At 72.8% G+C, this 23,288-nt stretch carries 21 protein-coding genes; 11 read left to right on the top strand and 10 right to left on the bottom strand.

Going from position 1 to position 23,288, the window contains the following annotated elements; translation table 11 throughout:
• Positions 1-323: 323 nt before the first annotated feature.
• Positions 324-1,298, top strand: a complete 975-nt coding sequence (locus ABUW04_RS21775; protein WP_380566295.1) for an ABC transporter ATP-binding protein — start codon at positions 324-326, stop codon at positions 1,296-1,298.
• A gap of 71 nt (positions 1,299-1,369) precedes the next feature.
• Complete coding sequence (locus tag ABUW04_RS21770) at positions 1,370-2,113, top strand: ABC transporter permease (RefSeq protein ID WP_380566370.1); 744 nt, start codon at positions 1,370-1,372, stop codon at positions 2,111-2,113.
• Positions 2,114-2,148: 35 nt separating this feature from the next.
• Here ABUW04_RS21770 and ABUW04_RS21765 read toward each other — a convergent pair whose 3' ends face one another.
• Positions 2,149-2,778, bottom strand: a complete 630-nt coding sequence (locus ABUW04_RS21765; RefSeq protein WP_380566294.1) for a LysE family translocator — start codon at positions 2,776-2,778, stop codon at positions 2,149-2,151.
• 81 nt (positions 2,779-2,859) lie between these two features.
• Between ABUW04_RS21765 and ABUW04_RS21760 the strand changes: the two genes are divergently transcribed.
• The 3 genes from ABUW04_RS21760 to ABUW04_RS21750 are packed head-to-tail and all read left to right on the top strand — an operon-like array spanning position 2,860 to position 3,843.
• Positions 2,860-3,231 carry a VOC family protein gene (locus ABUW04_RS21760; protein ID WP_380566293.1) on the top strand — a complete coding sequence of 124 codons (372 nt, stop codon included), beginning with the start codon at positions 2,860-2,862 and terminating at the stop codon, positions 3,229-3,231.
• A gap of 56 nt (positions 3,232-3,287) precedes the next feature.
• Entirely contained in the window at positions 3,288-3,590 is a 303-nt protein-coding gene (locus ABUW04_RS21755) for a hypothetical protein (protein ID WP_380566292.1), read from the top strand.
• Between the two features lie 28 nt (positions 3,591-3,618).
• Positions 3,619-3,843, top strand: coding sequence for a hypothetical protein (locus ABUW04_RS21750; protein ID WP_380566291.1), 225 nt, complete (start codon positions 3,619-3,621; stop codon positions 3,841-3,843).
• 30 nt (positions 3,844-3,873) lie between these two features.
• Here ABUW04_RS21750 and ABUW04_RS21745 read toward each other — a convergent pair whose 3' ends face one another.
• Positions 3,874-5,076, bottom strand: a complete 1,203-nt coding sequence (locus ABUW04_RS21745) for a hypothetical protein (protein ID WP_380566290.1) — start codon at positions 5,074-5,076, stop codon at positions 3,874-3,876.
• 304 nt (positions 5,077-5,380) lie between these two features.
• Between ABUW04_RS21745 and ABUW04_RS21740 the strand changes: the two genes are divergently transcribed.
• A complete protein-coding gene (locus ABUW04_RS21740) occupies positions 5,381-7,780 on the top strand; it encodes a terpene synthase family protein (RefSeq protein WP_380566289.1) in 2,400 nt (799 codons plus the stop codon).
• A 12-nt stretch (positions 7,781-7,792) separates the two neighbouring features.
• Here the strand turns inward: ABUW04_RS21740 and ABUW04_RS21735 are convergent, their stop codons facing one another.
• The 4 genes from ABUW04_RS21735 to ABUW04_RS21720 form a co-directional block, all read right to left on the bottom strand.
• Positions 7,793-8,497: an MBL fold metallo-hydrolase gene (locus tag ABUW04_RS21735; RefSeq protein WP_380566288.1), complete on the bottom strand. Its 705-nt coding sequence runs from the start codon at positions 8,495-8,497 to the stop codon at positions 7,793-7,795.
• Positions 8,498-8,532: 35 nt separating this feature from the next.
• A complete protein-coding gene (locus tag ABUW04_RS21730) occupies positions 8,533-9,615 on the bottom strand; it encodes an aminotransferase class V-fold PLP-dependent enzyme (protein WP_380566287.1) in 1,083 nt (360 codons plus the stop codon).
• Positions 9,616-9,724: 109 nt separating this feature from the next.
• Positions 9,725-10,207: a peroxiredoxin gene (locus ABUW04_RS21725; RefSeq protein WP_380566286.1), complete on the bottom strand. Its 483-nt coding sequence runs from the start codon at positions 10,205-10,207 to the stop codon at positions 9,725-9,727.
• A gap of 108 nt (positions 10,208-10,315) precedes the next feature.
• Positions 10,316-11,407, bottom strand: coding sequence for a thaumatin family protein (locus ABUW04_RS21720; protein ID WP_380566285.1), 1,092 nt, complete (start codon positions 11,405-11,407; stop codon positions 10,316-10,318).
• A gap of 173 nt (positions 11,408-11,580) precedes the next feature.
• On the opposite strand from ABUW04_RS21720, the gene ABUW04_RS21715 reads away from it, so the two are divergent.
• Positions 11,581-13,527, top strand: a complete 1,947-nt coding sequence (locus tag ABUW04_RS21715) for a sigma-70 family RNA polymerase sigma factor (protein WP_380566284.1) — start codon at positions 11,581-11,583, stop codon at positions 13,525-13,527.
• Between the two features lie 77 nt (positions 13,528-13,604).
• Entirely contained in the window at positions 13,605-15,077 is a 1,473-nt protein-coding gene (locus ABUW04_RS21710) for an aminotransferase class V-fold PLP-dependent enzyme (protein ID WP_380566283.1), read from the top strand.
• Positions 15,078-15,132: 55 nt separating this feature from the next.
• Here ABUW04_RS21710 and ABUW04_RS21705 read toward each other — a convergent pair whose 3' ends face one another.
• From ABUW04_RS21705 to ABUW04_RS21695, 3 genes are all read right to left on the bottom strand, one after another.
• Positions 15,133-16,842: an ATP-binding cassette domain-containing protein gene (locus tag ABUW04_RS21705; protein ID WP_380566282.1), complete on the bottom strand. Its 1,710-nt coding sequence runs from the start codon at positions 16,840-16,842 to the stop codon at positions 15,133-15,135.
• 70 nt (positions 16,843-16,912) lie between these two features.
• Complete coding sequence (locus ABUW04_RS21700; RefSeq protein ID WP_380566281.1) at positions 16,913-17,974, bottom strand: methyltransferase domain-containing protein; 1,062 nt, start codon at positions 17,972-17,974, stop codon at positions 16,913-16,915.
• A gap of 661 nt (positions 17,975-18,635) precedes the next feature.
• Complete coding sequence (locus ABUW04_RS21695; protein ID WP_051726271.1) at positions 18,636-19,802, bottom strand: DUF5925 domain-containing protein; 1,167 nt, start codon at positions 19,800-19,802, stop codon at positions 18,636-18,638.
• A gap of 394 nt (positions 19,803-20,196) precedes the next feature.
• Here ABUW04_RS21695 and ABUW04_RS21690 point away from each other — a divergent pair, with 394 nt between their 5' ends.
• Positions 20,197-21,051: an SAM-dependent methyltransferase gene (locus ABUW04_RS21690; RefSeq protein WP_030261970.1), complete on the top strand. Its 855-nt coding sequence runs from the start codon at positions 20,197-20,199 to the stop codon at positions 21,049-21,051.
• On the opposite strand, the gene ABUW04_RS21685 is transcribed toward ABUW04_RS21690, so the two are convergent.
• Positions 21,041-22,180 (bottom strand): NAD(P)-binding domain-containing protein, encoded by a 1,140-nt coding sequence (locus tag ABUW04_RS21685; protein WP_380566280.1) that lies wholly within the window; start codon positions 22,178-22,180, stop codon positions 21,041-21,043. The genes ABUW04_RS21690 and ABUW04_RS21685 overlap by 11 nt on opposite strands.
• A 154-nt stretch (positions 22,181-22,334) precedes the next feature.
• Here ABUW04_RS21685 and ABUW04_RS21680 point away from each other — a divergent pair, with 154 nt between their 5' ends.
• Together ABUW04_RS21680 and ABUW04_RS21675 are read left to right on the top strand one after the other, a co-directional pair.
• Positions 22,335-22,547, top strand: coding sequence for a hypothetical protein (locus ABUW04_RS21680; RefSeq protein ID WP_157624022.1), 213 nt, complete (start codon positions 22,335-22,337; stop codon positions 22,545-22,547).
• Entirely contained in the window at positions 22,544-23,224 is a 681-nt protein-coding gene (locus ABUW04_RS21675; RefSeq protein ID WP_380566279.1) for a DedA family protein, read from the top strand. Before ABUW04_RS21680 ends, ABUW04_RS21675 begins: the two co-directional genes overlap by 4 nt.
• Positions 23,225-23,288 lie beyond the last annotated feature (64 nt).

Genomic DNA, 23,288 nt, shown 5'->3' with positions numbered 1-23,288 from the left:
CAGCATGCCCGGGGCCACCACCACGCCATGAGCAGCGAACGGTGGACCGCCCCGTCCACCGGACGGTGGACCCGGTGCTACCGCACGGTCGGATCCTCCTGCGGCCTCATGAAGTCCGAGCCCGTCCCGGTGAGTGCCGCCATGGCGGCCCGGAGCTCGAGGGCGATGCAGGCCGTACCGCACAGGGAGTAGCCCAGGTGTCGCCCGTGGCCCGACGCGGGTCGACCCCTGCGCGCGGTCTCCTGAAAGGGACAGTTGCACACCGCGCGTGAAGGAGTTACAGCCATGGACCTCAGCACGCCACCCGCAGAGGCGGACCAGCGATGATCGAGCTACGGGAGCTGACCAAACGCTACGAAGACAAGACGGCGGTGGACTCGCTGAGCTTCGCCATCCGGCCCGGCCAGGTCACCGGCTTCCTGGGCCCCAATGGCGCGGGCAAGTCCACCACCATGCGCCTGATCCTGGGCCTGGACCGGCCCACCGGCGGCCAGGTGCTGGTGGATGGGCGTTCCTACGCACAGCTGCCCGCTCCGCTGACGCACATCGGCTCGCTGCTGGAGGCGTCCGCCGCGCAGGGCGGACGGACCGCCCGCGACCACCTGCTCTGGCTGGCCCGGAGCAACCGGATCCCGGACCGGCGGGTGGACCAGGTGCTGGCCGCCGTCGGCCTGCAGGACGTGGCCCGCAAGCGCTCCGGCGGGTTCTCCCTGGGCATGGGGCAGCGGCTCGGGATCGCCGCGGCGCTGTTGGGCGATCCGCCGGTGCTGATGTTCGACGAGCCGGTCAACGGGCTGGACCCCGAGGGGATCCTGTGGATCCGCAACCTGATGAAGGGGCTGGCCGCCGAGGGCCGCACGGTCTTCGTCTCCAGCCACCTCATGAGCGAGATGGCGCTGACCGCCGACCATCTGGTGGTCATCGGACGCGGACGGCTGCTCGCGGACGTGCCGATGGAGGAGTTCATCGACCGCAACGCCCGCAGCTACGTGCGGATCCGCACCCCGCAGCCGCAGGCCCTGCTGGACGCACTCGACTCCCGGGGCATCACCGCCGTCCGCGCCCCGGACGGCAGTTGGGAGGTCGAGGGCAGCGACCCGGCCGCGATCGCGGCGCTGGCCGGCGCCGGCGGTGTGGTCCTGGAGGAGCTGAGCCCGCAACGCGCCTCCCTGGAGGAGGCGTTCATGCGGATGACCGCGGACGCGGTGGAGTACCACGCCGACGCCACCCCCAACGGCGTCCGGCCCGCCGCGGACCGGACCGGATCGGCGACGACAACGACGGGAGCCACCTCATGACCACGGCAATCCTCACCGGGGCGGCGCAGCAGCCCGCACGCGCAGCGACCCCGCCCCGGTGGTCCGACGCGATGAACGCCGAGTGGACCAAACTCCGCACCCTGCGCGGCCCGCGCTGGACCCTGCTCGCCGGTCTGCTGGCCACCGTCGGCGTCGGCGCCCTGATCTGCTTCTTCATGAACCGCAACTTCGCCAGCGTGGTCTCCGACGGCAAGCCGTTCGAACCGGTCCGCACCAGCTTCGCCGGCCTGGTCCTGGGCCAACTCGCCATGGTCGTCCTCGGCGTGACGATGATCGGCGGGGAGTACGCGAGCGGGATGATCCGGCTCTCGCTGACCGCGGTCCCCAACCGCACGGTCTTCTACGCCGCCAAGGCCGCGGTGCTGGCCGGGGTGACCTTCCTGGTCGGTCTGGTCGCCGCGTTCACGGCGTTCTTCGTCGGCCAGGCGATGCTCGGCGACCACGGCGTGTCGCTCGGCGATCCGGGCGTGCTGCGGGCGGTGCTCGGCGGCGCCGCCTACCTGATGCTGATCGCCCTGCTGTCGCTGGGCGTGGCGACGATGCTCCGGCGGCAGACCCTGGCCCTGGGCATCCTGGTCCCGTTCTTCTTCCTGGTGTCCGGCATCCTGCAGGCCATCCCGGGCGTCACGGCGGCCACCCAGTACCTGCCCGACCAGGCCGGACAGCGCTTCCTGCAGATCCACCACCAGTCCAAGGACGCCTACGGCCCCTGGACCGGCCTGCTGATCACCGTCCTCTGGGTGGCCGCCGCACTCCTGGGCGGCTGGTTCGTCCTCCGCCGCCGAGACGCCTGAGTCCGGGGGCCGAGGAGTGGAGGCCGGCTGCAGCGTCAGCGCTCGGCTGCCAAACGGACGCCCAGGCCGATGAAGACGCCGCCGGTGGCGACGTCCAGGCGGCGGCGGGCGGTCCGGCGGCGGCCGAGCCAGCTGCCGATGCGGCCGGCGAAGAGGCCCACGGTTCCGTCGACCAGGAACTCCAGGGCGACGAAGACCGCGCCGAGGACCATGAACTGCAGCCAGACCCGGCCGAGTCCAGGGTCGACGAACTGCGGGAGGAAGGCGATGGTGAAGGTGACCATCTTGGGGTTGACCAGGTTGGTCAGCAGGCCGCGCAGGTAGGCGCGGCGGCCGGACATCCCGGTCGCACCGGCGGCCTCCGGCCGGTCCTGGCCGCGGTGGCGGATCGCCTGGACGCCGAGGTGGACCAGGTAGGCGGCGCCGACGATGCGCAGCGCGGTGAAGGCGGTCGGCGCGGCGGCGAAGAAGGCGGAGAGTCCCGCGGCGGCGAGCGTGATGTGGACGACCTCGCTGGTGGCGACCCCGGCGGTGGCGAGCAGCCCGGCACGGGCACCGCCGCGTATGCCGCAGCCGAGCACGAAGAGCATGTCGGGGCCGGGGCTGACCATCGCGACGAGAGTGGTGAGCAGGAACAGGACGAAGAGGTGCTGGTCGACTGGCATGGGCCGATGCTTGCGCCGGGGATGCGGCCGGGCAAGCCATATTCGGGGAACGAGACGCCGCGCCACCCGCACACTGGCGGTATGACCGTCTCACTGCACCACATCGTGGTCGACACCACCGATCTGCCCGGGCTGGCCCGGTTCTGGGCGGCGGTGCTGGACTGGCGGATCCTCTCCGAGCGCGAGCGCGAGGTGGTCATCGGGCCCGCCCCCGACGCCGCGGTGGGGATCTGCTTCATGCCGGCGGCGCAGGGCAAGGCCGGCAAGAACCGGCTCCATCTCGACCTGAACCCCGGCCCGGGGGAGCGGGAGGCGGAGATCGCCCGCATCCTCGCGCTGGGGGCCCGGCGGGTGGACATCGGCCAGACCGGAACGGAGTCCTGGACGGTGCTGGCCGACCCCGAGGGCAACGAGTTCTGCGTGCTGCGCGAGAAGCGGACGCTGATCTCCTGAGACACCGGTGGATCTTCCCGGGTGCGGACCGTGCCGGGGTCGCGCAGCCTTGATCCATGGAGAATCCCGACCCGATCGTCATCGTCCTCCCCCCTGAGACCGGTCCGGACGGCACCGGCCGCAGGGTCCAACTGGGCCACAACGTGGTGGCGCTGGCCGAGAGCCTGGCCGATGTCGAGAAGCTGCTGGACATGGCCGGCCTCACCGAGTGGTTCGAGCTGGACCCCACCATCGTCGAGTGGCGGCTCGGCGGCCCGGACGACTGGCCGTCGGCGCAGCCGGGGCCGTCGGCGCCGGGCGGCAGCTGGCCCGACGGCGGTCCGATCTCCTGGCCCTCGGACGGTGCTGACCAGGCGTGACGAGTCGATCCGGCTTAGCGTGGGTGGCATGAACAGCACCGCAGAGATCCGGGCGGACGTCCTGAAGTCGATCCGCAGTTTCCTCAGCGCCGGAGTGGCCTTCCATCCCACGGTCACCGACCTGTGCCGGTTCAAGTCCTACGACGGGCGGGCCACCGAGCAGGCGCTGCGCGACCTCGCGGACGCGGGCACCATCGGCATCGGGATGCCGCAGGGCGAGCCGCGACGGGTGACCTGGGTCGCGACCAACTGACCCGCACAGGCAGCGCCCGGGCCGACCCGGTCAGATCGCGTAGCTCCAGACGGTGATCATGTACGCGCCGTACCAGCACCCGAAGACGGTGGCCGCCGCCAGCGTGAGCACCGCGGTACGGCTGCGGGTACGGGCGATCGAGCGGGCCAGCGGGACCAGGAACACCAGGGCCGGGAGCAGCAGCCGCAGCTTGGAGTGGTAGTAGTTGCTCTGGCAGAGCGTCAGCACCACGATGCTGGTGCCGTAGACCACCAGCGGCGGCCAGCTGCCGCGCTGCCAGGTGACCAGGGTCGCGCAGACCAGGGCGATGAGCAGGACGGCGGTGCTGACCGGGACCCAGCCGTCGCCGGTGGCCAGGGTCTGCACCAGGAAGTCCCAGATGGCCCGGCCGTTGTCCCACTGGGTGCCCCAGCCGGCGCCCTGGATCTGGAACCAGGCGTCGGCCCGGCCCACCCGCAGCGCCACCCACAGCAGGTAGAGCGGGGTCCCGGCACAGCCCAGCACCAGCGCGGCGAGCGGGCGCCAGCTGATCCGGCGCTCCCGCACCAGGTGCAGCAGCACCGCCACCCCCAGCGCCACCACGGCGGCGACGGCGGCCGGCCGGGTCAGGCCGACCAGCAGGGCGAGCAGGCCGGCGGTGAGCCAGGCCCGCCGATGGGCGGCCAGCAGCATCCCGGCGGCCAGCGCCAGGAACAGCGACTCGCTGTAGGACATCAGGAAGACCAGCGCCATCGGCTGCGCCCCGGCGAGCAGCACGATGGCGACGACCGCGGTGCGCCGTCCGTACAGCCGGGTGAACAGCTGCAGCACCACGATCAGCGCCGCGATCAGGGCGAGGTTGGCGGTGACGATGCCGGCCATCGGGACGTCCAGCCGGGTGACCTCGTGCACGGCCCGGACCAGCATCGGGTAGAGCGGGAAGAAGGCCAGGGTGTTGCCGGTGAGCTTGCCCGAGGGGTCGTAGCTGAAGCCGTGCGGGTAGCCGTGGGTGGCGATGTCCAGGTAGAAGCCGCCGTCCCAGGTGGTCAGCCGGTTCCGCAGGCTCGGGCCGCCGGCCGGGATCATCGCCGACAGCAGCAGCAGGTGCGCGGCGGTGGACGCGGCGTAGACCGCCAGCGCGGGCCAGACCAGCAGGGCGACCCGTCGTGTCCGGCTCCGGGGCGGCGCGGCGTGCTGCGGTGCCGGGGCATCGCCGGCCGCGGCGGCGTCCGCTTCGGTGGTGCTGCTGGTCATCGTCGGTCGAGCCGTTCGGGTCGGGTCGGTCGGGTGGGGTCGGTTGCGTGGGGTCGGTCGGTTGGGAGTCGCCCCGCTGCCCGGGACGGGACTCAGCTTTCCACATGCGGCCCGCAGGGACGGCGCAACCGGCTCCGAAACGGTCGGGCCGGGATTTCACCTGATCGGGCGAGCTCTCCCGGACCGGGGACCCGGCGAGGTGTGTGCGACCTAGCGTGAGGAGAGATCCAGGTACGGATCCCAGGTACGGAATCCACGTACGGATCCCATGGTGGGACCGCTCGACGAAAGGCCCGGCCCGCGCATGCCTCAGCCCTTCACGCTTCCTGACTTCTACATGCCGTACCCGGCACGGCTCAACCCGCATCTCGAGAGCGCCCGCGAGCACTCCAAGGCCTGGGCGCGCGACATGGTCATGATCGAGGGATCGGGGATCTGGGACGAGGCGACCTTCGACGCCCACGACTACGCCCTGCTCTGCGCCTACACCCACCCCGACTGCTCGGCCGAGGAGTTGGCGCTGGTCACGGACTGGTACGTCTGGGTGTTCTTCTTCGACGACCACTTCCTGGACATCTTCAAGCGCACCCGGGACATGGCCGGGGCCAAGGCCTATCTGGACCGGCTGCCGCTGTTCATGCCCGCGGCCGGGGCCGGGGCGGCGGCGGGAGCCGGCGGTGCGCCGGAGCCGGGCAACGCCGTCGAACAGGGCCTGGCCGACCTCTGGGCCCGGACCGTGCCGTCGATGTCGGCCGACTGGTGCGGCCGGTTCCGTGAGAGCACCCGGGCGCTGCTGGAGGAGTCGCTCTGGGAGCTGGGCAACATCAACGAGGGCCGGCTGTCCAACCCGGTCGAGTACATCGAGATGCGGCGCAAGGTCGGCGGCGCGCCCTGGTCGGCGGACCTGGTGGAGCACGCCGTCGGCGCCGAGGTGCCGGCCGCGATCGCGGCCAGCCGGCCGATGCAGGTGCTCAAGGACACCTTCGCGGACGGGGTGCACCTGCGCAACGACCTGTTCTCCTACCAGCGCGAGGTCGAGGACGAGGGCGAGCTCGCCAACTGCGTGCTGGTGCTGGAGAAGTTCCTGGGCTGCAGCACCCAGGAGGCCGCCGAGGCCACCAACGACCTGCTGAGCTCGCGCCTGCGGCAGTTCGAGCACACCGCGCTGGCCGAGGTGCCGCCGCTGCTGCTGGACAGCGGGGCCGACCCGCAGTCCTGCCTGGACGTCGGGCTGTATGTGAAGGGCCTCCAGGACTGGCAGGCCGGCGGCCACGAGTGGCACATGCGTTCCAGCCGGTACATGAACGGCCACGCGGGCGCTGCGGGTGCTGCGGCCGGTCTCGCCGGTGCTGGCGGTCTCGCCGGCGTGACCGGTGCCGCCGGCGTGACCGGGGCCTCCGGTACGGACGCCGCGGCCGCGCGGCTGCTGGCCGGGCCGCTCGGGATCGGTACCTCGGCGGCCCGGCTGCTGGGCTCGATCGCGGAGTCGCTGCCGCGCCGGGCCAGGCAGCACGGCAACGTCCCGTACCGGCCGGTCGGCCACCTGCCGCTGCCGGACTTCACCATGCCCTTCGAGCTGCGGATGAGCCCGCACCTGGACGCCTCCCGGGCGCACACCCTGGACTGGGCCGCGCGGATCGGCCTGACCGGGACCGGCATCTGGACCGTGGACGAGATGCGCGGCTACGACTTCGCGCTGTGCTCGGCCGGGATCCACCCGGACGCGACCCGGGAGCAGCTGGACCTCACCAGCGACTGGCTCGCCTGGGGCACCTACGGCGACGACCTCTATCCGGTCCTGTTCGGCCGCGGCGCCGGCGGGGCGGTCGCGGCCAAGGCGTGCACCGAACGGCTGTCCCTGTTCATGCCGCTGGAGACGGACGGCCCGGTGCCGCTGTCGACGCCGGTGCCGACGAGTCCGCTGGAGACCGGCCTGGCCGACCTGTGGGCCCGTACCGCCGCGCCGATGGACGTGCCGGCGCGGCGCCGCTTCCGGGACACCGTCGAGGCGATGACCAGCAGTTGGCTGTGGGAGCTGGACAACCAGCGGCTGAACCGCATCCCCGACCCGGTCGACTACATCGAGATGCGCCGCAGGACCTTCGGCTCGGACCTGACGATGAGTCTGTCGCGGATCTCCCACGGCGGGACGGTGCCGCCCGAGGTCTACCGCAGCCGTCCGGTGCGCGCCATGGAGAACGCCGCCGCGGACTACGCCTGCCTGCTCAACGACGTCTTCTCCTACCAGAAGGAGATCCAGTTCGAGGGCGAGGTCCACAACGGGGTGCTGGTCGTCGAGAACTTCCTGGACTGCGACCGAGAGGCCGCGGCCGAGGTCGTCAACAACCTGATGACGGCCAGGATGGAGCAGTTCCAGCACATCGTCGAGCTGGAACTGCCCGCGCTCTACCAGGACTTCGACCTGTCCGAGGAGGCCAGGAGCACGCTGGACGGCTATGCCGCCGGGCTCAAGGACTGGCTGGCCGGCATCCTCAACTGGCACCGGGGCTGCTACCGCTACGACGAGGCCACGCTGCTGCGCCGCGCGGGGGCGGCAGTTCCTCCGCTCCCCGCGGGGGGCGCCGCGCTGCGGCCGACCGGATTCGGCACCTCGGCGGCCGGTCTCGCCGACGCGCTCCGAGCCGGTGCCGGCGCCGGAACCGTCAGGCTCCCCGCGCAGCGCGGGCTGGCGGCGCAGCGCTGACCGGGCCGGTGCTCAAGGGCGGGGCAGTGCGGCCGCCACCTCCCGCAGCACCTCGGCGGCCCCGCCGACCAGGGGGTCGCCGTGTCCGAAGCAGGCGGTGTCCACGTCCTCCAGCGCGCTCAGCCGGTGGAAGGAGGAGACAGCCCGCTCCCGGTCGGTGTTGAACACCCCCAGCATGGTGCGGCCGTCGACGTTGGCGACGGCGTCCCCGGTGAGCAGCACCCCGTGCAGCGGCAGATGGACGGCGATGCTGCCGTCGGTGTGTCCGGGCACGGCGACGATCCGCGCCCCGCCGCCGAAGTCGAGGACGTCGCCGTCGTCCAGCTCGCGGTCGACCCGGGCCGGCGGGGTCGGCGGGAGCGCGGGCAGGCCGGCTGCGATCGGGAGCTCCCAGTCGAGCAGCACCGGCGGCGACATCGGGATCTCACCGCGGATCACCGGTGCGTCCGCCCGGTGGGCCAGGACGGAGGTGTCGGCGGCCCAGGCGCCGATCTCGGCGGCGGCCCCGTAGTGGTCCGGGTGACAGTGTGTCAGCACCACCCGGCGCAGCCCGGCCGGGTCCAGGCCCAGACCCCTGATCGCTTCGGCGACGGCCGGGCCGGAGCCCACGATGCCGGTGTCGATCAGGGTCAGCTCGCCGCCGTCGTTCCAGAGGTACGCGTGGCCGACGGGGAAGGGGAGGTGGAAGAGGCCGGGGACGATCACGGAGGCATCCATGAACAGCAGCCTAGGCCGCCGCCCCGGCCGCTCTCCTACGCTTCTGCTGCGGGCGAAGGGAGTCCGGAGAGCACGTCCAGGGCGCGGTCCACGTCCGCTGAGGTGGTGTAGAGGTGGAAGGCGGCGCGGAGGTTGCCTGCGCGGTTGGACATCACCACTCCGGCCCGGGCCAGCTCGGCCGCCGCGGTGCCGAGGCCGGGGGTCGACACGATGGCGGACTCGCCGGGCACCGGACGGTGTCCCAGCCCGGCCAGACCGGCGCGGAAGCGGTCGGCCAGGGCCAGGTTGTGGGCGCCGATCCGGGCCGGGGTGAGCTCCTCGATCAGTGCCAGTGAGGGGGCGGTGCCCGCGAAGGCGTGCCAGGCCGGGGCCACGTCGAACCGTCGTGCGCTGGTGGCCAGCCGGACCGTGTCGTAGCACTCCGCCCAGGGGTCCTCGCCCGCGTACCAGCCGGCGGCGATCGGCCGCAGGTTCGTCGCCGCCTCGGGGGAGACCACCAGGAAGGCGGTGCCGCGCGGCGCCAGCAGCCACTTGTAGGCGCCGCAGACCAGGTAGTCGACCTGATCGGCGCGGATCGGCAGCCAGCCGACCGCCTGGGTGCCGTCCACCAGCAGCCGGGCCCCGTGCGCGGCGGTCGCGGCCCTGAGCGCGGCGATGTCGGCGACCCGTCCGTCCGCCGACTGCACCGCGCTGACCGCGACCAGGGCCGTGGCCGGTCCGACCGAGGCCGCCAGCTCCTCCAGCGGCACGGTGCGGACCTTCAGGTCGCCGCGGCCGTGGAACGGCTGCGTCAGCGAGGTGAAGTCGCCCTGCCCCAGCAGCACCTCGGCCCCGGCGGGCAAGGCCGCCGCGATCAGCCCGACCAGCGACGACACCTGCGAGCCGATCGCCACCTGCTCGGGTCGCGCCCCCACCAGCCGGGCGAAGGAGGCGCGGGAGGTGCCGACCGGGATGTCGTAGCGCACCGGATTGGCGCGCCCGGCCGCCCACTCGGCGAGGTCCTCGGCCAGCACGGCCCGGGTGCGGGCCGGCGGCAGGCCCATCGAGGCGGTGTTGAGGTAGGCGGTCTCCGGCGCGAACTCGTCCGGTGCGAGGGAGGGGATCGGGTCAGGGCTCATGGAATCCAGCATCGCCGCCGCCGATCGATAAGACAACGGCGATTTGTCCATGCCGACACCAAGGAACGCTTATGCTTCAGCGCTGGTTCAGGGCTGCCTCAGCGCTGCCTCAGGGCTGCTTCAGCAGTTCCAGCTGGGCCGTGAGCGTGGGGACGTCACGGAACGTCAGGCCGAGCGCGGCCACGTGCTTCCAGCGCAGCACACCGTCCGCGTCCACGACGAAGACGGCCCGGCGCAGCATGCTGCCCAGGCCGATCCCGTACGCGGCCACCGCGGTGCGCCCGGTGTCCGCGAGCAGCGGCATCCGCAGCTGGTGCTTGCGGGCGAAGCCCTCATGGCTCTCGATGCCCTGCGGGCTGATGCCCCAGACCGTGGCGCCCAGGTCGGTGAAGGCCTCGAAGCCGGAGGAGTAGGAGCACAGCTGCTTGGTGCAGACGGCCGTCTCGTCGCCGGGGTAGAAGGCCAGCACCACGGGGTGGCCGCGCTCGGCGGAGAGGGTGAGGTCGGAGTGGACCAGCTCGCCGTCGACCAGTTGCACGGCGGGCAGGGTGAAGTCGGGGGCGGGGCTGCCGACCTCGGGGGATTTCGCCATTCGGATCTCCGTAAGCACATCGCGCAGGAGTGAGGGTCAAACGGATCATTCTCCTGCGGAACCGAAAAGACCAGCCCGCCGCCCTGGCGCCGGCCGACCCGTGGGTGCTCATGGCGACAGGCCGAAGGTGATCCGGTAGCCGGCCTCCCCGGTGGCGGTGAAGGTGCTGGTGGCGTCGTCGTCGACGTAGGAGTAGGCGAACGGCTCGGCCCGTTTGAAGTCGGCCGCGTAGTCCACCGGCCACTTGGTGGGGTCGCAGGCCGAGCGTGCCGCCCACTGGCCCCGGCAGCAGTACTGGTCCGTCCCGAACACCCCGCACGGCGACTCGCAGCCGACCACCGCGCCACCGGCGTGGATCTGCAGCGCGGCCGGGCAGACCACCGGTTTGGTGCAGCCGGCGGCCGAGCAGCCGTCGGCGCTGATCGCGTCCTTGGAGGTGCCGCCGACCTGGTTGATCCACATCGGCAGGTTGGAGCCGTCGACCATGCTGACGTCGTAGAAGTCCAGCCCGTCCCAGGAGTTGAGGTTGAACTCGGCCAGCGTGGCCGGGATGGTTCCGTAGCCGGTGCACTGGAACCTGCCGCCGCAGTCACCGGTCTGGCAGTGGCCGGTCCCCGAGGAGCTGAAGGTGCATCCGGTGCGGCCCCAGAAGCGGCCGTTCCAGTGGTCGGGAACGGAGACGGTCAGCGACTGGCCCGGCTTCAGCACCCATCCGGTGGTGGTCAGCGCGGGCTGGGCGGTCTGCTCGCCGGAGCCGACCCAGATGGTCTGCGACACCGCGTTGACGAAGGTGACGTTGCGATGGCCCGCGGCGGCGGGGGAGGCCGAGGTGGCTCCCGTGGCCGCGGACGGTGCGCGGGAGGAGGAGGCGGCGGAGGTACGGGCTGCCGGGGAGCCGGAGGATCGGGCGGGGGTAGCCTTTGCCCGCACGGAGGCAGAAGCGCCGGGGGAGGCGGCGGAGGCGGACGGGGAGGCGGAGGCCGGCGGGGACGTGGAGACACTCGCGACCGGCGGATCCACCACCGCGACGCCGGCCGAGGCGGAGCCGGGTCGTCCCGACGTGTTGGCGACGACCAGGCACAACGCCGCCACCCCGGCGGCGGCCAGGGCCACCCACCACTTCCAGCGTCCGGAACGGCGTCTTGTACTGCCCAGTCTTGTACCGCCCAGTCCTGAACTGCCCAGTCCTCTGGTTCCCATGCACAGGAGACGTGCGGGGCACCGCGCGACAACAGAAATCCCCCGGGAACCCTCGGACATTTCCGTTGTCGGCGGTGCCGCGCTCCGTCTCCTGTTACAGCGGGGCCCCCTGGTGCAGCGGACCATCCGGCAGCACGGGGCCCCGCACACCGGCCGAAGGGATACGGAGCGAGATGAGCGCAGGCGGACGGACCAGGAGGAACGGCCCGGCGAGCCAAGGCACGGTGCTGGCCGCCCGCGCGGGCGACGCCCGGGCCCTGGACCTGCTGGTGGCCGAGTCGCTGCCGCTGGTCTACAACATCGTCGGCCGTGCCCTGGACGGGCATCCGGACACCGACGACGTGGTCCAGGAGACCCTGCTGCGGGTGGTCCGGGGACTGGGCGACCTGCGCGAGCCCGAGGCCTACCGGTCCTGGCTGGTCGCCATCGCGGTGCGCCAGGTGCGCGACCGGGAGCGGGAGCGGAGCAGTTCCCGCGGTCACCAGGCCGGTCTGGACACGGTGGCCGAGGTGCCCGACCCGGCCTCCGACTTCACCGCGCTCACCGTGCTCAGGCTCGGCCTGACCGACCAGCGCCGCGAGGTGGCCGAGGCGACCCGCTGGCTCGACCAGGGCGACCGGGAGCTGCTGGCGCTCTGGTGGCTGGAGGAGACCGGCGAGATCGACCGGGCCGAGCTGGCCGAGGCGCTGGGGCTCTCCGGTCGGCACACCGCGGTCCGGGTCCAGCGGATGAAGGAGCAGATAGAGACCGCCCGGACCATCGTCCGGGCGCTGCGGGCCGAGCCGGGCTGCCCCGGCCTGTACGAGCTGACCCGGGGCTGGGACGGCGTGCCCGGACCGCTGTGGCGCAAGCGGCTGGCGCGGCACATCCGCGAGTGCTCGGTCTGCAACGGACAGAGCGCGTCGCTCTACCCGGTCGGGCAGCTGCTCGGCGGACTGCCGCTGCTCCCGGTGCCGCCGACCCTGGCCGCCTGGGGCGGAGCGGGCGCGCACAGCACGCTGCCGCAGATCGCCTCGCTGCGGCGCGGGCACCGTGCGGCGCCGAAGGGACGGGCGCTGACCCGCGGCCGGGCGCTGCTGCACGGTAAGGCGTTGGCGGTCTCGGCCGCAGCCACCGGGGTGGCCGCCGTCGCCGCGGGCGCACTGGTGGTGTCGGGTCTGGGCGGCAGCCCGGCCGCAGCCACCCGGCCGATCGCGGCCGACCGGTCCACCGCGGCGGCCTCCGCCCTGCCGGCGGCACCCGCGCCGACCACATCCTCGGCCAGGCCCTCGCCCTCCGCGGCCAGCCGCAGCGCCACCGCCTCCCGCAGCGCGAGCCCGTCCCGTACCCCGTCCGCGTCGCCGGCCGCCCCGGCGGTGCAGGCGCCGGTCACCCCGGTGAGCTCGTCCAAGAAGGGGGTCAGCGCCTGGAGCTTCTCCGGCGTCGACAGCGCGCTGACCCAGTCCGGGGCCAGCTGGTACTACACCTGGTCGACCACCCACTCCGGCATCAGCACACCGGCGAACGTCGGCTTCGTCCCGATGATCTGGGGGTCGGGGTCGGTCACCGCGACCGCGCTGGCGCAGGCCAAGAGCGCCGGACCCTACCTGCTCGGCTTCAACGAGCCGGACATGTCCGCGCAGTCCAATATGACGGTCGATCAGGCACTGCAGTTGTGGCCGCAGTTGGAGGCGACCGGGAAGATCCTCGGCAGCCCCGCGGTCGCCTACGGGGGCGACACCGCCGGCGGATGGCTGGACAGGTTCATGAGCGGGGCCAAGGCGAAGGGCTACCGCGTCGACTTCATCGCCCTGCACTGGTACGGCAGCGACTTCACCACCACCGACGCGGTGTCCCAACTGCGCGGCTACCTCCAGGCCGTCTACGACCGCTACCACCTCCCCATCTGGCTGACCGAGTACGCCCTGATCAACTTCTCCGGCGGCACCAGCTACCCGACCGGGCCGCAGCAGGCAGCCTTCGTCACCGCGTCCACGAAGATGCTGTCCGGGCTGTCCTATCTGCAGCGTTACGCCTGGTTCGCCCTCCCCGCCTCGGACACGGCGCCCAGCACCGGGCTGTTCCGCAGCGGCCCGGTGGCCACCGATGCCGGAAAGGCGTTCGAGAGCGCGGGTGGATAATGCGGGTGCGGCGGGGATGACGGGCTGCGGAGTCCGGTGCTGAGGGGGGCTCAGACCGCCCTGCCGGAGGAGGAGTCATGTCCGTCACTTCCGTACCCGCGTCCGGTGCCTCCGGTACATCCGGTGGCCCAGGCGCCTCCTTCGCGCGGCTGCGCGCGGAGGAGTACGGCTACCTGGACCGCAAGGGCCACGTCTACCTCGACCACACCGGCGCCGGGCTGCCGGCCGAGTCACAACTCGCGGCCCACGCCGCGCGAATAACCGGCGACTGCTTCGGCAACCCGCACTCGGAGAACCCCACCGCGGCCGCCTCGGACCGGCTGGTCGCGGAGACCCGTGCGGCCGTGCTGCGGCATCTCAACGCCGACCCGGACGAGTACGCGGCGGTGTTCACCGCCAACGCGAGTGGTGCCTGCCGGGTCGTCGGCGAGGCGTACCGGTTCGGCCGCGGCAGCCGGCTGGTACTGCCGCTGGACAACCACAACTCGGTCAACGGCCTGCGCGAGTTCGCCCGTGCCAAGGGCGCCCGCACGGTCCATGTGCCGTTCGCCGGGCAGGAGTTGCGGATCTCCGAGGAGGCCCTGCTGCAGGCCCTCGGCCCGCGACCGGGTCCGCGCGGGCTGCTGCGTCGGCCGGGTGCACGCGCCGGGGCGCGCAACGGCCTGCTGGCCTACCCCGCGCAGAGCAACTTCACCGGGGTGCAGCACCCGCTGGAGTGGATCGAGGCGGCCCAACGGCTGGGCTACGACGTGCTGTTGGACGCGGCCGCCTATCTGCCGAGCAACCGGCTGGACCTCGGCCGGGTGCACCCGGACTTCGTGACCGTCAGCTGGTACAAGGTCTTCGGCTACCCCACCGGCATCGGCTGCCTGGTCGCCCGGCGCGAGGCGCTGGCCCGGCTGCGCCGCCCCTGGTTCTCCGGCGGCACCATCCAGGTCGTCAGCGCCCAGGGCGAGTGGCACCGGATGACCGACGACGAGACCGCGTTCGAGGACGGCACCCTCAACTTCCTCAGCATCCCGGACGTGGCCACCGGGCTCGGCTACGTCCAGGGCATCGGGATCGACGCCGTGCACGACCATGTGACGGGACTGACGGCCGGTCTGCTGGAGGGGCTGCGTGCCCTTCGCCACGGCAACGGCGCGCCGCTGGTCCGGCTCTACGGACCGGAGACCACCGAGCGCCGCGGCGGCAGCGTCACCCTCAACCTGCTGCACCCGGACGGCACGGTGGTGGACGAACGCATCGTCAGCCGGGAGAGCAGCGCGCGCGGCATCTCGCTGCGCACCGGCTGCTTCTGCAATCCGGGCGCGGGGGAGGGGGCCTTCGGCATCCCGCGCCGGCTGCTCTCCGGCGCGGTCCGCCGCACCACCGGCACCATCGACGACTACCTGACCCGGCTCGGACTGCCCTCCGGCGGCGCGGTCCGGGTCTCGCTGGGCCTCAGCTCCAACCAGGCCGACGTCGACGCCCTCCTCGGCTTCCTGGCCGAGGTCTACCGGGACCGGCGGCGCGGGGACGAACAGCTCAGCCCGCGACTGCGCTGCTGAGCGGCGGAGTGACGGTCACGGCGACGGAGTGACGGTCACGGCGACGGTGCGACGGTCACGGCGACGGTGCGGCGGTCTCGGCGACGGCGCGGGCCCGGGGGCAGCTCCGGGCCAGCAGCGCCCAGGCCCCGGTCAGGAACAGCACGGTGAAGCCGGCCAGCCAGATCCAGCCGCGCGCCGTCGGCCCGCCGAAGGTGTCCCCGTAGGAGGCCAGCAGCGGTGGGCCCAGCGGTGAACGGCCGTGTGCCCAGAGCGCGTTCAGGCCGATGCCGCTGCCCAGGGACTCGAACGCCCAGCGGTTGGTCATCGCCCAGCTCAACGCCCAGCCGGGCCAGGCCATCTGCGGCACCGGGACGAACGCCCCGGAGAACAGCACCTGCGGGAAGCAGAGCAACGGCAGCATCAGCGTGGCCTGTCCGGGCTCCGACACCGCCGCCGACGCCAGCAGGCCGAGGGCCAGCGCCGCGGCCGAGGCCAGCACCGTGGTGGCGAACAGCGAGCCGTAGACGGACCAGCCGGCGGCCGGCAGCCGGTCCAGTGCCCGCAGCACCGCCAGCAGCAGCGCATCGGCCGCCGCCAGCACCGGCAGCAGCACGGTCGCCTTGGCCAGCACGTACGGGCCCAGCCGAAGCACCGTCAGGCGCTCCCGGCGGACCACGGCGATCTCGGTGCAGATCTGCAGCAGGCCATAGGTGAGGCCGAAGAAGAAGGCACCGAAGGCGATCCAGAAGAGGATCATCGCCGCCGTGCCGGGGCTCGGATCGGCCGGGTCGAACGCCCCGGCCCGGAACAGCATCACGAACATGATGACGATCATCACCGGCGATCCGGCCAGCACCGCGACCGAGAGCCGGTTGCGGATCATGATGTCCGCACTCCGCCGGGTGAGCAGCGCCCACTGGCCCAACGCGCCGAGCGGGCGGGGCGGCTGAGCGGGCGCGGACCGGGCCTCGGCCGTGGGTTCGTCGGCTCCGGGCCCTTCATCGGCCAGGTCGGGCGTGTCCGCCGTCACCACGCCGTACACCTCCTCGACGGTGTCCACCCCGAAGTGTGCGCTGAGCCCTTCCGGCGGACCCAGGTGGACCAGGCGCCCGTCCGGGCTGAGGAAGCCCACGGTGTCGCAGCGCGACAGGTCCGCGGGGGTGTGGGTGGTGAGCACCACCGCCGTACCCCGGCGGCTCAGATCCCGGAGCAGGGTGATGAGTTCGGCCCCGGTGGCGGGGTCCAGGCCGGAGGTGGGCTCGTCCAGGAACAGCACGGCCGGACGGGTCAGCAGCTCGACCGCGATGCTCGCGCGCTTGCGCTCGCCCCCGCTCAGCAGCCCGACCCGCACCCCGGCGCGCCCGGTCAGCCCGAGTGCGTCGAGCACCCGGTCCACGGCGGACTGCACCTCGGCGCTGCCCGTCCCGGCCGGGAGCCGCAGCCGGGCCGCGTACGCCAGGGTCCGGGCCAGCGGGAGGTCACGGTGGATGATGTCGTCCTGCGGCACGAACCCGAGTTCGGCCTGCGAGCCGCCCGCCGGTACGTCCGCGCGCAGCACCGTCCCGCGGTCCGGCGCCCGGACCCCGGCCAGGACCTCCAGCAGCGTGGTCTTCCCGGCCCCGCTGCTCCCCGCCAGCGCCAGCAGCCGTCCGGGCTCGACCGCCAGCGATATCCCACGCAGGATCTCCCCACCGCCCCGGGCAACGACCCCCACCCCCCGGGCCACGATCCGCGCCGGCACGGCCACCGCCCCGGACCGGGTGGTCTCGTCAAATCCCTGCATCTGAACATCCCCGCATCTGACTCCCCGCCACCTCTGCCGCTGCACCGCCGGATCCGATTGGAGCCAGAGCCTAGCTGCTGCGCGAGCCGCCCCCCGACGGGACGTCGACGACGGTCAGGTAGAGCGTCGCCGATGCCAGGAAGGGCCCCTCGGCGAGATGCTCCAGCCAGCGCTGCGCCTCCCCGTCACTGAGATAGCCGGCTGCGACTGCCCGTTCTGTGTTGCGCTGGATGCCGAGCACCTGGTCGGCCTCCCGGACGTCCCGAATCACCGTGACGACGGGAAGGACGGCGGAGACCGTGAACCCGGCCCCCGTCGCCAGTCGGGCCAACTGCCGTCCCAGCGCGCCGTTGCGGACGATCCGTTCGGCGATGTGGCGGGTGTAGGCGCGGGAGAGTTCCAGGTCGGGGTGGTCGATGGCGAGCGCCTCCCAGTCCGGCTCGGCCATCACCAGCCGCCCGCCTGGTCGCAGCACCCGCCGGGCCTCGGCCAGCACCCGGCCCGGGTCGGCCACATGCTGCAGCACCCGGTCGGTGTGCGCCCGGTCGACGCTCGCGTCCGCGTACGGGAGCGCATGGATGTCACCTTGCTGCACCGTCACTTGGGCCAGTTCCGCGGTCCTGGCCTGCGCCCGCTCCAGCATCCCGGGGTTGGCGTCGATCCCGAATACCGCCCCGGACGGCGTGACGGCCTCGGCGAGTGCTGCCAGGTCGGTTCCCGGGCCGCAACCCAGGTCGAGCACGGTCTGCCCCGGACGTACGTTCAGGGTCTCGACCGCCAGCTGCTTGTACGACTGCGCGAACTCCGTTGCGGCGATCCGGTCCTGGTAGCCGATCCGGTCCGGCACCGCGGTCTCGAAGAGCTGCTCGGCGACCCGGGCCGTGGAAGCCAACTCCCGTTCGAGCGTCTCCCGTCCGGAAGGCGTGAGCTGGAACGGGAGTTGACGCCCCCGCAGCTCCATCCGCTCGATCAGCCCCTTGGCCTCCAACCGGGCGAGGGCCCCCGACAGACTCCCACGGCCGAGGCGGGCACCGGTCAGCTTCTCGATGGCGGTGTTGATCGCATATCCGTGGAGCGGTGGACCGTCGGCGAGGACGAACAGGACGAGCATCTGGGCATCGTTGGTGCGCATGGCTGTTGCCCCCTCAATGACACGCGGTGCGTGTTAGTGGTTGGGGAGGAGTATGCACTATGGGGATGGGGCGGGGGAGGCGGGGCGGCGTGGCGGGTTGCTTGCGGCAGCTGTGGGTGGCTTACATGGCGCCACCGTTGCCGCCCTCCGCCGTCCGTGGCTTGTTGCTGTTGCTCGCTTCGCTCGCGGCGACAGGGACGGGAGGGGTGCGGGGCCTCGCCGTTGCCGGGCGGCGGGGCGGTCGGCGGTGCGGCTGGAGAAACGATTCGCCAAGTAGATGCCCTCTACACTTTGGGTCATTCTTCGGACGTTGGGTCACTTGATCTACATGAATGCCCGGATATGTCCGACATCTCCGTACGACGAGTGACCCGATGTACGAGAAGTGACCCCAGTTCAGGCAACTCGACCCGCCGCACGCCCCCTGCCCGCCCCGCACGCCCCCGTCACGGGCCTACGGCGACCGGCCAAGCAGTCCCCTCCCTGCTGTTGGCCCGCGAGCGCAGCGAGCAACAGCAACAAGCCACGGACGGCGGAGGGCGGCAACGAGCCCGCCATGTAAGCCACCTGCAGCTTCCGCACACCAGCTACGCCGCACCCGAACCTGTCCCCGAAACGGAGACAGGACCCCTCCCTGGAACGCGCCGCCCCCGCACTCACCTCACAGGTACAACCCGTCCCGGGCCACCGCGGTCTGGGGCTGGAGCAGCATTCCCGGGCCCTGGCGGAGGGCGTAGAGCTCGGCGAGGGTCGCGCCGCCCGGTGGGGTGGGGGCTGCGGAGGCGAGCCAGGTGGTGGATTCGGCTTCGGTGAGCGGGCCGACCTCGATGCGGGCGAGGCAGCGGCCCGGGCGGACCACGGCGGGGTGGAGCCGTTCCAGGTCCTCGTTGGTGGTCACCGCGACCAGCACCTTGCGGCCCTGGCCGAGCAGACCGTCCGTCAGGTTCAGCAGCCGGGAGAGGGCCTGGCCGGCCGCGCGCTTGGCGCCGCCGCGGATCAGTTCGTCGCAGTCCTCCAGGAGCAGCAGGCGCCACTGCTCCTCGCCGCTGTCGTCGTTGCCGCCGTGGTGCTGGCGCTGCGGGCCCAGGGCGACCTCGATCAGGTAGCCGGGGTCGGAGAACAGCCGCTCCGGGTCGAGCACGCACTCCACCGAGCACCATTCGCGCCAGGCCCGGGCCAGGGTCCGCAGCGCGGTGGTCTTCCCGGTGCCGGGCGGACCGTGCATCAGCAGCAGCCGGCCCATCACCTGGTCGGGCTGCAGCCGCATCAGGCCGTCGAAGGAGTCGACGACGCTGCGGGTGTAGTTGGCGCGGACCGCGTCCCAGCCGGGCGCCTCGATCCGGCGGCGGGCGCGTACCGGTCCGCGGCCGGCGGCGAGGTGCCAGAAGCCCATGGCGACGACGTCCTCCTCGGTGGGCTTCTCCTCCTCCGCGCCGTCGATGGCCTGCGCCAGGATGTCCCGGGCGAGCTCGTCGTCGGCGGCGGTGACGGTGACGTCCGCGTTGACCGTCCCGCCGTTGCGCCACCAGGACGCCTTGAGGGTCCAGCCGGGGCCGTCCGCCAGCAGCACCGTACGGCTGTCCGCCTCGCTGCGGCGGATCACCCGGGCCCCGGGCGGCAGCAGTGTCGCGTCGGGCTTGGCCGGGCTGACCGAGGCCGACCTGGCCCAGGGCTGGGCACCGGTGCTGAAGGAGGCGAGCGCGAGGGCGTCCACGACGTCGCCGGGGCCGTCCCCGTCGTCCAGGCTGATGCGCAGCGGCAGCAGGTCGGCGGGCTCGACGGAGGCGGCCGTCCCGTCGCTCGGACCGGCCTGATGCAGAAGAGTCATGCAGGAGATGATCCGCTACGAGCAGCCCTCGGCACAGCGGTTTTTGGAGTCGATCACCGCGTGCCGCCGACGGCCGGCCCGGAGCCCCCAGGTGGCGTGGGAAGCCGTCACGAGGGGGCGCCGAGGGGTGGCTCGGCTGGGTCGGGCCGCGCTTCGGGGCTCGTCGCCGGGAAGGGCGGTGCGACGTGACTCACATCAAGCCATCAACGTGATGCATCGTCAATAGCGTTGTCATTATTCATGAGTTGAACACATCAGACGCCGGACGGAGTGACCCGGGCGCCCCTCCTGCGCCGACTTCGCTACGGGGCGACCCGTGATGCGGGATCATTTCGAGGGACAGTACGATCAGTTGAACCGTCCGGTGGAAGAGGGTAGGGACAGCGTGTCCGAGATGTCAGCCGATCACCTGCACGAGGACAGCGACCCGGACCGGGCCCCCTCACACGATCTGCGGCCGGACATACCGCACTCGGCCCGGCTCTACGACTACTACCTGGGCGGGAAGGACAACTTCCCGGCCGACCGCGCCGCCGCGGCCCAGGTGGTGGAGCTGCTGCCGCACGTCCCGGCCGGAGCCAGGGCCAACCGCCGCTTCCTGGGACGGGCCGTGCGCTCCGCGGCCGAGCTGGGCATCCGGCAGTTCCTCGACATCGGTACCGGCATCCCGGCCGCGGGGAACACCCATGAGGTGGCCCAGGCCGTCGACCCCCGGTCGCGGGTGGTCTACGTCGACAACGACCCGATCGTGCTCGCCCACGCCCGCGCCCTGCTGCGCGGCACCCAGGAGGGGCGGACCGGCTACGTGGACGCGGACGTCCGCGACCCGGAGAAGATCCTCGGCTCGGCCGAGAGCCGCGAACTGCTGGACTTCAGCCAGCCCCTCGCGCTGATCTGCGTGGCGCTGCTGCACTTCATCCCGGACCACGAGAACCCGGCCGACGTGCTCGCCCGCTACACCTCCGAGCTGGCGCCAGGCAGCGTGGTGATCCTCTCGCACGCCACCGGTGACCTGATGGACGCCGAGAAGCTGGCCGCGGCCGCGGCGGCGCTGCAGACGGTGAACAGCTCCGGGGTGAGCCTCACCCCGCGCACCCATGCCGAGGTGCTGCGCCTCTTCGAGGGCCTGGAGCTGCTGGAGCCCGGTGTGGTGCCGGTCCACGAGTGGCGCCCGGACGGCGACCTGGAGGACACCGTGCTGCCCCGCTCGCACGCCAACGCCTACGGCGGCGTGGCGCTCAAGCTGTAGCGGCGAGCCCGGTGGTCGCGGCCCCGCTGCCCGCCTCCTCCGCGAGCAGCAGGCGGTGCACCGCCACGGCCGCCGCGCGGCCGGCCCGGTTGGCGCCGACCGTGCTGGCGGAGGGGCCGTAGCCGACCAGCTGGATCCGGGGGTCGGCGACGACCCCGGTCCCGGTCGCGTCCAGCCGGATGCCGCCGCCGGGGGAGCGCAGGTTCAGCGGTGCCAGATGACCCACCTCGGGGCGGAATCCGGTGGCCCAGACCACCACGTCGAAGCGCTCGGTGCGGCCGTCCGGCCACACCGCCCCCTCCGGGGTGAGCCGCTCGAACATCGGCAGCCGGTGCAGCGCGCCCAGCTCCCTGGCCCGGAGCAGCGCCGGCGTCGGCGGCAGCCCGGTGACCGAGACGACGCTGGCCGGCGGCAGCCCGGCGCGGACCCGGCGCTCCACCATGGCGACGGCGGCGCGGCCGATCTCGGGGGTGAACCGGTCCTCGCGGAACACCGGTGGACGCCTGGTCACCCAGAGGGTGTCGGCGACGGCCGCGGTCTCGGCCAGGACCTGGATGGCCGAGGCCCCGCCGCCCACCACCAGCACCCGCTGCCCGGTGAACTCCTGCGGACCCAGGTACTGCGAACTGTGCAGCTGCCGGCCCCTGAAGTCCGCGGCGCCGGGGACCGCGGGGACGAACGGCCTGGTCCAAGTCCCGGTCGCGTTGATCAGCGCCCTGGTGGTCCAGGTGCCCGAGTCCGTCTCGACCCGCAGTCGCCCGGCACCGCCCTCCCGTACCGCGCGGACCCGCACCGGGCGCAGCACCCGGAGGTCGTGGGCGCGCTCGTAGGCCGCGAAGTACTCCGGCAGTGCCTCGCGCGCCGGGCGCTGGTCAGCGAAGGGCGGCAGCGGCATGCCGGGCAGCTCGTGGAAGCCGTGCACGGCGGCCATGGTGAGGGTGGGCGGCCGGTGCGCCCAGGCCCCGCCGGGGGCCGCACCGGCGTCCAGCACGGTGAAGCCGGTGCCGGGCAGCAGACCGCGCCGCCGCAGATGGAACGCCGCCGACAGGCCCGCCTGCCCGGCGCCGATCACCACGACGTCACTGCTTCGGGTGTCGCTTCGATGCTGTACTGCTTCCTGGGCAACCATCACACAGCTTGAACAATCCGCAGGGGTGAGCTTCTTCCGCTCCGCGTAGTCCTCGGGTGGTAGGACGCCGTACGGGGGGACCCCGAGATTCCTAGGGGTAGGCCGGGTCCTCAGGGCGGATCACCTGAGCGCCGCCTGCTCCTAGCTTGGATCCATGGGATCCATGGAGCGTACGAGCGAGCAGGCGATCATCGACCGTCGGGTACTGGCCCAGCGGGACGCGGACGGGTGGCTGTTCCTCGTCGAGGCGGCGCAGGGCGGACTGGTGGCGCTGCGGACGGCCTGGAAGTCGGCGCTGCGCCCGGGGCCCCCGGGTCGGCGGCGGCCGGCCCGGGTGCCGCCGGTGTCCGGAGGAGCCCCGCGATGAGCTGGGTCCAGCAGGTGCTGCTGCAACTGCCGCCGCCGGCGGTGTACGGGGCGGTGGCGGCCGTGGTGCTGGCCGAGTCGGTGCTGCTGCTGAGCGCCTTCGCGCCGAGCCTGACCACGCTGCTGATCGCGGGTTTCCTGGCGCGGAGCGGAACGGTGCAGCTGCCGCTGGTGATCGCCACCGCGGTGGCCGCCGTGCTGCTGGGGGATCTGCTGGCGCAGCGCACCGGACGGGCGCTGGGACCCCGGCTGGGCACCGGCCGGATCGGACGGCGGGTGCCGGCGGCGATGCTGACCCGCACCTACCGGCTGCTGGCCCGGCGCGGTGGAGCGGCGGTCCTGGTCTGCCGGTTCATGCCGGTGGTAAGGACCCTGGCGCCGCACCTGGCCGGTGCGGCCGGACTGGGGTACCGCAGGATCGCGCCGTACAGCCTGGTCGCCGGGGTGGTCTGGGCCTCGGCCGAGTCGGTGACGGGGTACGAGGTCGGCGCCTCGTACAGCCGGCTGACCTCGCTGGGACCGCTGCTCGGAGCGGCTGCTGCGGTCCTGGTGCTGGCGACCGTACTGGTGCTGCGGCGCAGGGCGCGTGCGCGGGTTGCCGAGCCCCTGGCGATTCCGCGGCAGACCGTCTCCGCCCGGGAGCTCGAACCCTCGCTGGCCGGTCATCCTGCGGAGTGACGCCGTACGGGTGCAATTAGTGACAATGAATGCCTATTCGCCCATCTGTCGACAAATTGATGCG

The sequence above is a fragment of the Streptacidiphilus jeojiensis genome (assembly GCF_042510965.1).
Taxonomy (GTDB): Bacteria; Actinomycetota; Actinomycetes; order Streptomycetales; family Streptomycetaceae; genus Streptacidiphilus; species Streptacidiphilus jeojiensis.
The sequence above is the reverse complement of the archived record's forward strand: the minus strand, read 5'-3'. Positions and strand labels throughout refer to the sequence as shown.